The 12,029-nt window shown below is 62.1% G+C and carries 10 protein-coding genes; 6 read left to right on the top strand and 4 right to left on the bottom strand.

Annotated features, from left to right (window positions below; all coding sequences use genetic code 11):
• Positions 1-62 precede the first annotated feature (62 nt).
• From AC0IYH_RS13465 to edd, 4 genes are all read right to left on the bottom strand, one after another.
• Positions 63-1,532: an ATP-binding protein gene (locus AC0IYH_RS13465; protein ID WP_116628694.1), complete on the bottom strand. Its 1,470-nt coding sequence runs from the start codon at positions 1,530-1,532 to the stop codon at positions 63-65.
• The gene (locus AC0IYH_RS13470) at positions 1,522-2,256 is read right to left on the bottom strand and encodes a response regulator (RefSeq protein ID WP_101272768.1); all 735 of its coding nucleotides are present in this window, start codon (positions 2,254-2,256) and stop codon (positions 1,522-1,524) included. The genes AC0IYH_RS13465 and AC0IYH_RS13470 overlap by 11 nt, the downstream gene beginning before the upstream one ends.
• Before the next feature lie 134 nt (positions 2,257-2,390).
• Positions 2,391-3,347: a glucokinase gene (locus tag AC0IYH_RS13475; RefSeq protein ID WP_471834735.1), complete on the bottom strand. Its 957-nt coding sequence runs from the start codon at positions 3,345-3,347 to the stop codon at positions 2,391-2,393.
• A complete protein-coding gene (gene edd, locus AC0IYH_RS13480; protein WP_116628696.1) occupies positions 3,344-5,170 on the bottom strand; it encodes a phosphogluconate dehydratase in 1,827 nt (608 codons plus the stop codon). Before edd ends, AC0IYH_RS13475 begins: the two co-directional genes overlap by 4 nt.
• A 221-nt stretch (positions 5,171-5,391) precedes the next feature.
• Between edd and gap the strand changes: the two genes are divergently transcribed.
• The 6 genes from gap (at position 5,392) to AC0IYH_RS13510 (ending at position 12,018) form a co-directional block, all read left to right on the top strand.
• A complete protein-coding gene (gene gap, locus AC0IYH_RS13485) occupies positions 5,392-6,393 on the top strand; it encodes a type I glyceraldehyde-3-phosphate dehydrogenase (protein WP_032890857.1) in 1,002 nt (333 codons plus the stop codon).
• 140 nt (positions 6,394-6,533) lie between these two features.
• The gene (locus AC0IYH_RS13490) at positions 6,534-7,052 is read left to right on the top strand and encodes an RNA polymerase sigma factor (protein WP_101272772.1); all 519 of its coding nucleotides are present in this window, start codon (positions 6,534-6,536) and stop codon (positions 7,050-7,052) included.
• 74 nt (positions 7,053-7,126) lie between these two features.
• On the top strand, positions 7,127-8,095 hold the full coding sequence (locus AC0IYH_RS13495; RefSeq protein ID WP_471834738.1) for a FecR family protein: 969 nt from the start codon (positions 7,127-7,129) through the stop codon (positions 8,093-8,095).
• A 115-nt stretch (positions 8,096-8,210) separates the two neighbouring features.
• Positions 8,211-10,775, top strand: a complete 2,565-nt coding sequence (locus tag AC0IYH_RS13500; protein WP_122772566.1) for a TonB-dependent receptor — start codon at positions 8,211-8,213, stop codon at positions 10,773-10,775.
• Positions 10,776-10,912: 137 nt separating this feature from the next.
• Entirely contained in the window at positions 10,913-11,521 is a 609-nt protein-coding gene (locus tag AC0IYH_RS13505) for a biliverdin-producing heme oxygenase (protein WP_122772567.1), read from the top strand.
• A gap of 95 nt (positions 11,522-11,616) precedes the next feature.
• Positions 11,617-12,018: a YbaN family protein gene (locus tag AC0IYH_RS13510; protein ID WP_471834741.1), complete on the top strand. Its 402-nt coding sequence runs from the start codon at positions 11,617-11,619 to the stop codon at positions 12,016-12,018.
• The last annotated feature ends 11 nt before the right edge of the window (positions 12,019-12,029 follow it).

Below are 12,029 nucleotides of genomic sequence, written 5' to 3' on the forward strand. Positions count from 1 at the left end.
ACACTGAGGTTAAACATGTGGGAGGGGGCTTGCCCCCTCCCACATTTGTCCTGCGGCGGTCTTTAGTCCAGGGTTCGCGGGAGCTGCAAGGTGACGCGCAAGCCGCCCTCGCGCAAATTCTGCAAGCTCACTTCGCCGCCATGGCTGTGAGCGATGTTGCGCGCAATCCCCAGACCCAAGCCGTAACCCTGCTGCTGCCCGGCGAGACGAAAGTGCGGCTCGAACACCTGCTCCAACCGCTGCTCCGGCACACCGGGGCCTTCGTCATCCACGTGCAAAATGAACTCCGCACCATCATCCTCAATGTGCAAATGCGCGTTCTGCCCGTACTTCAAGGCGTTGTCGATCAGGTTGCCGATGCAGCGTTTAAGCGCCAGCGGCTTGCCCGGGTAGGCTGCCAACGCCGCGCCATCCAGGGTCACGCGGCCGTTGCCGTTGGGCGCCACATACGGTTCCACCAGGCATTCGAGCACGTGGTTGAGGTCGACCGGCTGGATGTTTTCGTGGATATCGGTGTCTTTCACGCATTGCAGCGCGCCCTTCACCAGCAGCTCCAGCTCATCCAGGTCGCGGCCGAATTTGGTTTGCAGGTTCTCGTCTTCGAGCAATTCCACGCGCAGGCGCAGGCGGGTGATGGGCGTGCGCAGGTCGTGGGAAATCGCGCTGAACAACTGGCTGCGCTCGGTCAGGTAACGGCTGATGCGTTCGCGCATGGCGTTGAATGCACGCCCCACTTCCACCACTTCGCTGCCGCCGCCTTCGGCCACCGGCTCCACATCCGCGCCCAGGGACATGTCCCGCGCCGCCCGCGCCAGGCGCTTGAGCGGCCGGCTCTGCCAGTGCACCAGCAGGCCGATGAACAGCAGCAGGAAACCGCTGGTCAGCACGATAAACCACACCTGCTGGGACGGCAGGCCTTGTTCTTCAAGGCTGGTGTAGGGCTCGGGCAGCAGCGAGGCGATGTACAGCCACTCACCCGGTGCCAGCTGGATCTGGGTCACCAGCACCGGTGGGTTCACCGGTTCCAGGGTTAACGCGTAATGCGCCCAGGAACGTGGCAACTCATCGAGCTTGAGGCCGGCGTTGAAGATGCGCAGGTCTTCGGCGCTGACGAACTCCACCGAGATATGCACATCGGCGCCGAGGGTCTGGCGCAGCACTTCGTCCACCGCCACCAGCACCGCCTGTTTGCGCGGGGTTTGCGGCAGTATCTCCATGTCCAGCGGGCGATCGTTGAGGGTCACCACAAAGCGCGTGCCGCCCATGCTGCGCAACTGGTCGAGGACCAACGGCCGGTAGGCCACCGGCAACGAACGGAAATAACTCACGCTGGCGGTCATCGAATGCGCCAGGCTGCGGGCACTGGTGACCAGGCCTTCGAGCTGGGTGGCACGCAATTGCGAAACCCAGATCACGCTGGACAACGCCTGGGCGAACAGAACCGCGAGCAAGGTCAGCAGCAGCATGCGCCCCAGCAGCGAACGCGGCACCGGGAAGCGCCGGCGGCGCTCGGTCAGGTGTTCAGTGGGCATTGCCGGCAACCACGCTGGCTGCCAGTTGATAACCGCTGCCGCGCACGGTGCGGATCAGCTTCGGAGGTTTTTCGGTATCGCGCAGGCGTTGGCGCAGGCGGCTCACGGCCATGTCGACGATCCGGTCCAGCGGCATCAGGTCGCGGCCACGGGTGGCGTTGCCGATGGTGTCGCGGTCGAGAATCTGTTGTGGGTGGTCGAGAAACAACTTGAGCAGCGCGAAGTCGGCGCCGGACAGAATCACCTCTTCCCCGTCCACGTGAAACAGCCGGTGGCTGATCATGTCCAGGCGCCATTCACCGAACACCAACACGTCGCCACCGCCGCTGCGCTCCTGGCCGAACTGGCAGCGGCGCAACAGGGCCTTGATCCGCGCCTGCAGCTCGCGCGGGCTGAACGGCTTGCCGATGTAATCGTCGGCCCCCAGCTCCAGGCCGATCACACGGTCGGCCTCGTCGGAGCTGGCGGTGAGCATGATGATCGGCACCTGCGCCTGGCGCGGGTGCTGGCGGATCCAGCGGCAAAGGCTGAAACCGTCTTCGTCCGGCAACATCACATCAAGGATAACCAGGTCGCACGGCGCCTCGTTCATCGCCTGGCGGAACCCCGCGCCATCCGGCACGCCACGCACCTGGAAACCGGCGCGACTGAGGTAGGTTTGCAGCAATTCGCGGATTTCCTGGTCGTCGTCGACGAGGAGAATGGATTTACTGATTACGCTCACGGGGTCCTCCTTGTTGTTATGGGGTGTACTTGAGGGCCTCATCGGGGGCAAGCCCCTCCCACACTGGAATGCATTTCAAATTGTGGGAGGGGCGGTGCGACGATTCGACTTGCCCCCGATGAGGCCATCACTGCCTATGCAAAAGCCTGCTCCAGTGCAACGCCAGCCCCGGTCAACCCGGAATACGGTGCGGTCACCAACCACACCGGAATGCCTTTGAAGTAGTCGCTCATGCAGCCTTTGTCACTGAAGCTTCTGGCAAAGCCGCTGTTGATAAAGAAGTCGGCAAACCTCGGTATCACCCCGCCCACGATATACACACCACCGCGTCCACCGGTGGTCAGCACGTTATTGCCGGCAACCCGGCCCAGCCAGATGCTGAACTGGTCCAATACTTCCATGGCGATCGGATCGCCCGCCAGCCCCGCCGCCGTAATGGCTTCGGGCGTGTCCAGTACCGGCACATGCCCGTCGACCGCACAGATCGCCCGGTACAGACGCGGCAAACCGCCACCGCTCAACGCGGTCTCGGCGCTGACGTGGCCGATCTCAGTGTAGATGTGCTGCCACAGCTGGGTTTCACGCGGGCTGCTCAGGGGCAGGTCAACGTGCCCGCCCTCCCCCGGCAACGCCGCAAAGCGGCCGGCGCCGAGGTCCAGCAGCGTGCCAACGCCCAGGCCAGTGCCCGGGCCGATCACCACCGCCGGGCGCAACGGCTCCGGCGTGCCTGCGCAGACCACGCGAAATTCGTCGGGTTGCAGGCGGGTCATGCCCAGGGCCATGGCCGAGAAGTCATTGACCAGCAGCAGCTCATCCACTTGCAACGTCTGGCAAAACGCAGTCTTGCTCAGGCGCCAGTGATTGTTGGTGAATTTAAATTCATCCCCGCTCACCGGCCCGGCGACCGACAGGCACACCGCGCCGATATCGCCGATTTTAAGCCCCTCTTCCTGCAGATAGACCTTGATCGCGTCTTCAGGGCTTTTGTGATCCGCCGTGGCATGCACCCGAATCGAATGCAGTGCCGAATCCTGCCACAACGCAAAACGGGCGTTGGTACCCCCGATATCACCGACCAGCGCAAGTTTCACTTAAGCGTCTCCAAGGCACAGGTAAAGGCGCTGGCGCCCTGCTCTGCGGAGCTTGCGGCCAAGCGCATAAATGCAAACAGTTCGCGACCGGCCCCCACGTTATTGCCCAACAGGCCCGTGGCAGGCGTGCGCGCTGCAAATTCTTCGGCGTCCACTTTAAGCTCCAAGGTGCCGGTGACGCCATCTACACGAATGATGTCGCCATCGCGCACACGTGCCAGCGGCCCGCCGCTCTGGGCTTCGGGGTTCACGTGGATCGCGGCGGGGATCTTACCCGACGCGCCGGACATACGCCCGTCTGTCACCAACGCGACTTTAAAGCCACGGTCCTGCAGCACGCCGAGGAACGGGGTCATCTTGTGCAGTTCGGGCATGCCGTTGGAGCGCGGGCCCTGGAAGCGCATCACCGCGACAAAGTCTTTTTCCAGCTGGCCGGCCTTGAAGGCGTCGGCCAGGTCCTGCTGGTCCTGGAACACCACCGCCGGCGCTTCGACCACCTGGTGCTCAGGCGCCACGGCAGAGACTTTCATCACCCCACGGCCGAGGTTGCCTTCCATCACGCGCAAGCCGCCTTCCGGCGAGAACGCACGGGCCACAGGGCGCAGGATGGTTTCGTCGAGGCTCTCGATGGGGCCGTCGCGCCAGATCAGCTCGCCGTCGACCAGGAACGGTTCCTGGGTGTAGCGGCTCAGGCCCTTGCCGGCCACGGTGTTGACGTCTTCGTGGAGCAAGCCGGCTTCGAGCAGTTCGCGGATCAGGAACGACATGCCGCCCGCCGCCTGGAAGTGGTTGATATCGGCCTTGCCGTTTGGATACACGTGGGACAGGGTCGGCACCACCTCGGAGAGGTCGGCCATGTCGTCCCAGGTCAGGATGATACCTGCCGACATGGCGATGGCCGGCATGTGCAGGGTGTGGTTGGTGGAACCGCCGGTGGCGTTGAGGGCGATGATGGAGTTGACGATGGACTTCTCGTCGACGATCTCGCCGATCGGCGTGAAGTTGCCGTTGGCCTTGGTCAGACGCGTGACCTGGTGCGCGGCTTCGCGGGTCAGCGCGTCACGCAACGGCGTGTAGGGGTTGACGAACGACGCGCCGGGCAAGTGCAGGCCCATCACTTCCATCAGCAGTTGGTTGGTGTTGGCGGTGCCGTAGAAGGTGCAGGTGCCGGGGCTGTGGTAGGACTTCATCTCCGATTCCAGCAGCTCTTCGCGAGTGGCCTTGCCTTCGGCATAGCGCTGGCGAACATCGGCTTTCTGTTTGTTGGAAATGCCCGACGGCATCGGGCCGCCCGGTACGAAGATCATCGGCAGGTGGCCGTAGCGCAGCGCGCCCATCATCAGGCCCGGCACGATCTTGTCGCAGATGCCCAGCATCAGCGCGGCATCGAACATGTTGTGGGACAGCGCTACCGCCGTGGACATGGCGATGACTTCGCGGCTGAGCAGGCTCAGCTCCATGCCGGGCTCGCCCTGGGTCACGCCGTCGCACATGGCGGGCGTGCCGCCGGCGAACTGGCCGACCGAGCCGACTTCGCGCAGGGCTTTCTTGATCTGTTCCGGGAAATGTTCGTACGGCTGGTGCGCCGAGAGCATGTCGTTATATGACGAAACAATTGCCACGTTGGCGGCATTCATCATTCGCAGACTATTTTTATCTTCAGTGCCGCAACCGGCCACGCCGTGGGCGAAGTTGGCGCATTGCAGCTTGCCGCGCATCGGACCGTCGCTGGCTGCGCCGCGAATGAGCGCAAGGTAGGCCTCGCGGGTGGCGCGGCTGCGGGCGATAAGCCGTTCGGTGACCTCAAGGACGCGGGGATGCATGTGTAGAACTCCAGGCTAACGGATGTGGCGACCCTCGTTCCTATGCTGTTCAAACGCCCGCAGCTCATGGGATGGCAGGGTGTCGTTTGAATCATCGGACCAGTTGATTCAGGTCACTCGTTGTAGATTGAACAAAATATTGCCACTAAAAAGGCTTGTTTTCTATTTTTATGCGAATAATCTTGTAATTCTTACAACAAATCGACGACAGGCACTTTCCAATGACTCTTCGTATCGCAATCAATGGTTTTGGCCGTATCGGCCGTAATGTCCTGCGCGCACTGTATACCCAAGGCTACCGCCAGGATTTGCAGATCGTCGCCATCAATGATCTGGGCGACAGCTCGATCAATGCCCACCTGCTCAAATACGACACCGTACACGGTACTTTCGACGCAGAGGTCGCCCACGATCAGGAAAGCCTGACCGTCAATGGTGACCGGATTGCCGTGAGTGCCATTCGCAACCCGGCCGACCTGCCGTGGGCTGCACACAAGATCGACGTAGTGTTCGAATGCACCGGCCTGTTCACCGACCGTGACAAGGCCGCCGCCCATATTACCGCCGGCGCGCGCAAGGTGATCATTTCGGCCCCGGCCAAAGGCGCAGACGCCACCGTGGTTTACGGCGTCAACCATGACATTTTGCGTCAATCCCACCAGATCATCTCCAACGCGTCGTGCACCACCAACTGCCTGGCGCCTGTGGCTCAGGTGCTGCACCGCGAGCTGGGCATCGAAAGCGGCCTGATGACCACCATTCATGCCTACACCAATGACCAGAACCTGACCGACGTCTACCACACCGACCCGTACCGCGCACGCTCGGCCACCCAGAACATGATCCCGAGCAAAACCGGCGCCGCTGAAGCGGTCGGCCTGGTGCTGCCGGAACTGGCGGGCAAGCTGACCGGCATGGCGGTGCGCGTGCCGGTGATCAACGTGTCGCTGGTGGACCTCACGGTGACGCTGAAAAAAGAAGCCACGGCAGAGGAAGTCAACGCGCTGCTTAAAGAAGCCAGCCAGCACTCGAAAATCCTTGGTTACAACACCCTGCCGCTGGTTTCCAGCGACTTCAACCATAACCCGCTGTCGTCGATTTTCGATGCCAATCACACCAAGGTCAGCGGCAAACTGCTGAAAGTGCTGGCTTGGTATGACAACGAGTGGGGCTTCTCAAACCGTATGCTGGATAACTGCCTGGCTTTGTGTAACGCCGAGTAAATCCGTTTTGTGATGAGCTTTATGTGGGAGGGGGCTTGCCCCCTCCCACATTTGATCCATGTAGGCCTGCAGAAATAGGTCCTTGCCATTTCAGTTGATGATAAGCATTATCATTAACTGCAAATCGGTCTGGTATCACTGTGAGCCAATCTCGCTTCAACCAAGTCTTTCTCACCCAACGGGTGATTCTGCTTCGCACCTTGCAGCGGATGGTGAATAACCACAGCACCGCCGAGGACCTGTTGCAGGAAACCTACCTGCGCGTCACCCGGGCCCTCAGCGAGCGGCCGATCGATCACCTCGAACCCTTCGTCTATCAAACCGCGCGCAACCTGGCGCTGGATCACCTTCGCTCGCGTCGGATCCAGGCCCGCACGCTGCAGGAAGATGTCCCGTTGGACATCCTGCAAAGCGTCGCCGCCCCCATCAGCACTCCCGAAGACGCCACCCAGGCCGAGCAATTGCTCGAGCACCTGAGCGTCAGCCTGGGCCAGTTGAGCGCCCGCCAGCAGCAGATCTTCATCCTCAGCCGTCTGCACGGGTGCAGCTACCAGGAGATTGCCGATCAGCTGGAAGTGTCCTTGAGCACCGTGCAAAAGGAACTGAAATTGATCATGGCCATCTGTGTAGGTGTGGCCGAAAGGCTGGATCGGCCTTAAGCTCCACCCGACAGACATGTCGAACCAAGCTGTAGGAAAGATGAACAGAACGTGGCGAAGACCCGAGGCACACCGTGACGGACCCGAATAACCTGCGCCCCCATGAGCTGGCTCATGAGGTGTTGCAAGACCTGGCTATGGACCAAGCCCTCGACTGGCTGATCGCTTTGCAGTGCCCGCAGCCCGGGCAGCAGGCCAAGTTTGAGGCCTGGCTGGCTAGCGATCCCGCCCACGCGCTCGCCTTCGACAAGGCCCAGGCCGCCTGGGGTGGCGCGCCGGTGTACAGCGCCGCCGTCGCCCTGGCCGCACCGCGCAAGCCCAGCGCCTGGCGCCGCATCCAACCGCATTGGAAGCCCTTGGCCACCGCCGCCGTGCTGTTGATCGGCCTGTTCAGCTTCAGCAACCTGCCGGTGCGCCTGCAAGCCGACCACCTCACCGTGGTCGGCGAACGCCAGCGCCTGCAATTGGACGATGGCTCCAAGGTGCTGCTCAACACCAACTCGGCGTTTTCCAGCAGCATCCAGGACCACCAGCGCGTCGCCCGCCTGTACCAGGGCGAGGCATTTTTCGAAATCGCCCCCAGCCATGGCCAGCCCCTGGAAATCGACGCCGGCCCGGTGCGCGCCAGCGTGCGCGACACCGACTTCGCCGTGCGCTACCTCAACGGCGAAGCCCAGGTGCAGGTGCAACGCGGCGACGTGGACCTGAGCAACACCTTCGACGACGCCCGCGTGCGCCTGCGTGCCGGTGAAAGTATCCGCATCGGGCCCAAGGGTTTTGGCCAACCGGCCAAGCTCAATGCCAACAAAGACCTGGCCTGGGTGCAGGGTCGGCTGATTTTCGAAAACTGCCCGATGAGCGAAGTGCTCGCCGAGCTGCGTCGCTATTACCCCGGCTGGATCGTCAACACCAACGACCAGCTTGCCAGTGTCGCCGTCACCGGCAACTACCGCCTCGACCAGCCCCTGGACGTGTTGCGCTCCCTGGCGCACATCACCTCGGCCAAGCTGTCGGAATACCCCGCGCTGGTGATTTTGAACTAAATGAGAATTATTTTTACTCGATAGCCCTCGGCGGTACGTCTCGTCTTAGCCAATGCAACTGATTCCTATTTGATTCGGTTCGCAACTATAAGATTCGTACCCCGGAGCGCTCTCGATGTCCTCTCGTTTCAACCGCCGGTCTTCTTCGCCCGTGCTGTCCTTGCTGACCGCTGCCATCCTGCTGGCCGGCGCGCCAGTGATGACCGCCACCGCCGCCGAACCCGCGCCGCGCAGCCACGGCAACTACAACTTCCAGATCGAGCAACAGCCACTGGTGTCGGCGCTCAACGCTTTCACTGCGGTGACCGGCTGGCAGGTCGGCTTGCCGGCAGAGTTGGGCCAGGGCGTGTCGTCCCCTGGCGTGCGCGGCCCGTTGTCGCCGGAAAAGGCCCTGGACCGGCTGTTGGTGGGGACCAACCTGAGCTACCGCAAACTGGGCAATAACAACATCGTCCTGGAAAAACGCGCAGCAGGCAGCACCCTCAACCTGCAACAGGTGACCATCAGCGCCACCCGTAACGAGCAGGACGTGAACAGCGTGCCAAGCACCGTCAGCGTGCATGACCGCGAAGAGCTGGACCGCCAGAACGTGAACAACATTCGTGAGCTGGTGCGTTACGAGCCGGGCGTCTCCGTGGGTGGCGCGGGTACCCGCGCGGGTAACGCCGGCTTCAACATTCGCGGCATTGATGGCGACCGCATCCTTACTCAGGTGGACGGTGTGGAAGTGCCAGGCAACTTCTTCAACGGCCCCTACGCCAAGACCCGCCGCAACTATGTCGACCCGGAAATCGTCAAGCGCGTCGAAATCCTGCGCGGCCCGGCCTCGGCCCTCTACGGCAGCAGCGCCATTGGCGGCGCGGTGAGTTACTTCACCCTCGATCCGGATGACATCATCAAGCCCGGCCAGGATTTCGGCGCGCGCCTGAAAACCGGCTACAGCTCTGCCGACGAAAGCTGGCTGACCTCCGGCACCGTCGCCGGCCGCGTGCAGGACTTCGACGGTTTGCTGCACCTGAGCCAGCGCAACGGCCACGAGACCGAATCCTACGACGGCAACAACGCCACCGGCCTGCAGCGCACCGGCGCCAACCCGGAAGAGGCGCGTACCACCAACATCCTGGCGAAGCTGGGCTGGAACTATGGCGATGACAACCGCCTGGGCCTGACCTACGAGAAGTACAAGGATGACCGCGACGTCAATCTGAAGAACGCGGTGGGCGGCCCGTTCATCGGTGGCAGAGGCTTCAACCTCTACCGCGACCGTCGGGGTAACGACACCATTACCCGTGAGCGTTTCGGCCTGGAAAACACCTTCGCCCTTGAGTCGCCGGTTGCCGACCGCATCAAGACCAGCCTCAATTACCAGATCGCCAAGACCGACCAGACCACGGCCGAGATCTACCAGTCCGGGCGTCGCGTCTTGCGGACCCGAGACACGCTTTACCAGGAAAAACAGTGGATCTTCGACGCACAACTGGACAAAGCATTCAGCCTCGGTGAAACCGATCACCAAGTGACCTACGGCACCACACTCAAGCAACAAAAAGTTACCGGCTCGCGCGAAGGCAACGCGACCTGCGTAGCGGTCGGCAGTGGCTGCACCGCCATTGGCGCACCCAGCCCGGTCGCCACCGACAGTGTGAGGAAGTCCAGCGACTTCCCGGACCCGACCATCAACACCTATTCGCTGTTCGCCCAGGACCAGATCAGTTGGGACAAATGGACCTTCCTGCCGGCCGTGCGCTACGACTACACCCAGCTCAAACCCAAGCTGACCCAGGAATTCCTCAATACGGTTAACCCTACGGGTGCTGGCTCGGTCAGCGACAAGGAAAAAACCTGGCACCGTGTGACGCCCAAGTTTGGCCTGACCTACGCGCTGACCGATCACTACACCTGGTTCGGCCAATACGCCGAAGGTTTCCGCACGCCGTCGGCCAAGGCGCTGTACGGCCGCTTTGAAAACCTCAACCTGGGCTACACCGTCGAGCCCAATCCGGACCTCAAGCCCGAGACCAGCAAAGGTATCGAAACCGGCCTTCGCGGCAAATTCGACGAGGGTTCCTTCGAAATCGCAGTGTTCTACAACAAGTACCGTGACTTTATCGATGAAGACAACGCCGTAGTCGGTGGCTCTGTCGAGCAGTTCCAGGCCGTCAACATCAAGCGCGCCACCATCAAAGGGGCCGAAGCCAAGGGCCGCCTGAACCTGGATGCCTTCGGCGCACCACAAGGCCTGTACACCCAGGGTTCGGTCTCTTATGCCTACGGTCGCAATGACGAAAACGGTGAACCGCTGAACAGCGTCAACCCGCTCAAGGGCGTGTTCGGCCTGGGCTACGACCAGGACAATTACGGCGGCCTGCTGAGCTGGACCCTGGTGAAGAAGCAGGATCGCGTCGACAGCTCCACCTTCCACGCGCCGGACGGCGCCACCAGCGGCCCGTTCAAGACGCCCGGCTTCGGCGTTCTCGACCTGACCGCCTACTACAAAGTCACCAACGACGTGACCATCAACGGTGGCCTCTACAACCTGACCGACAAGAAGTACTGGAACTGGGATGACGTGCGCAGCTACGACAGCGTTGGCGAAGCCGCAGTGACCGGCCCCGCCAACCTCGACCGCCTGACCCAGCCCGGCCGCAACTTTGCGATCAACGTGATCTGGGATATCTGACGACAGCCACCTCGCCCCGCCGCAATTTTCGCAGGCGGGGTGAGGTTTTTTTACTGTGCCGCGTCTTCTTGTTCGTCTATTTGATAACGGCTCTCTTTCAGAGCAACAAGGCGCTCCCCTTCTCAAGGACTTTTTTCATGACCGCTACTCCTACCGCAGATCGCCCAAGCCTGCGCTCCCAGCGCCTGAACCAGATCACCAACGAGCCGCACACCAAGCTCGACGCTTTGGTCAAAGCTCACGCACCGTTTGAAACCCAGGCCAACTTCGCGCGTTTCGTGGTGGCGCAGTACCTGTTCCAATCGGAACTGGTGGCGCTGTACACCGATGCCGAATTGATCAAGATCGTGCCTGACCTGGCCGCACGCTGCCGCGCCGACGCCGCCAAGCTCGACCTGGCCGACCTCGACACCGACGTGCCGGCACCGGTCGCCGGCGCAGTGAGCAACCCAAGCAAGGCTGAGGCGTTGGGCTGGCTGTTCGTGTCCGAGGGCTCCAAGCTGGGCGCCGCGTTCCTGATCAAACGCGCCGTAGGCCTGGGCCTGAGCGAAACCTTCGGCGCCCGCCACCTCGGCGAGCCGGCCGGTGGTCGCGCCGAAGGCTGGAAGAGCTTCACCCGCACCCTCGACGGCCTGGAATTCAGCGCCGAAGAAGAAGCCGCGGTGGAGAAAGGCGCGGTCGATGCGTTTGTGCGCTTCACCGTGTTGCTGGAACAGGCGTACGCTAGCGCCCCTGAACTGGCCTGATCCCCGAATTGGAATGAGGTCAGTGTGGGAGGGGGCTTGCCCCCCTCCCACATTTGGCCCTGATTTCAAAACTGATTTTCTGCGATAACCAACCCATGACCGGCACCCCCCAATCCACCTCGAAAATCGCACAGATCCTGTTCGGCCTGCTGGCCTACGTCAGCCTGGGCATCGGGCTGGTGGCGATTGTCATACCGGGTTTGCCCACCACCGAATTCATCCTGCTTGCCGCCTGGGCAGCCACCAAAAGCTCGCCGCGCCTCAGCGCCTGGCTGGAAAACCACCGGCTGTTCGGGCCGATCCTGTTCAACTGGCGCAATGGCAAGATCATCGCCCGTCGCGCCAAGGTCAGCGCCACCGTGAGCATGCTGCTGTGCGCCATCCTGATGCTGGTGATGCTCGACCACGGCTGGCCGATCTACCTGGCGATTGCCGGGATGAGCCTGGGCAACCTGTGGATCTGGTCGCGCCCGGAACGGCTTGCAGCGCCCGTATAACAACGCCTGTA

The sequence above is a fragment of the Pseudomonas sp. AC463 genome, from assembly GCF_979253585.1.

Bases quoted from the DNA above. Each gene is read 5' to 3' on its own strand.
- AC0IYH_RS13465 (WP_116628694.1), bottom strand. From the start codon at position 1,532: ATGCCCACTGAACACCTGACCGAGCGCCGCCGGCGCTTCCCGGTGCCG.
- edd (WP_116628696.1), bottom strand. From the start codon at position 5,170: ATGCATCCCCGCGTCCTTGAGGTCACCGAACGGCTTATCGCCCGCAGC.
- gap (WP_032890857.1), top strand. From the start codon at position 5,392: ATGACTCTTCGTATCGCAATCAATGGTTTTGGCCGTATCGGCCGTAAT.
- AC0IYH_RS13500 (WP_122772566.1), top strand. From the start codon at position 8,211: ATGTCCTCTCGTTTCAACCGCCGGTCTTCTTCGCCCGTGCTGTCCTTG.
- AC0IYH_RS13505 (WP_122772567.1), top strand. From the start codon at position 10,913: ATGACCGCTACTCCTACCGCAGATCGCCCAAGCCTGCGCTCCCAGCGC.
- AC0IYH_RS13510 (WP_471834741.1), top strand. From the start codon at position 11,617: ATGACCGGCACCCCCCAATCCACCTCGAAAATCGCACAGATCCTGTTC.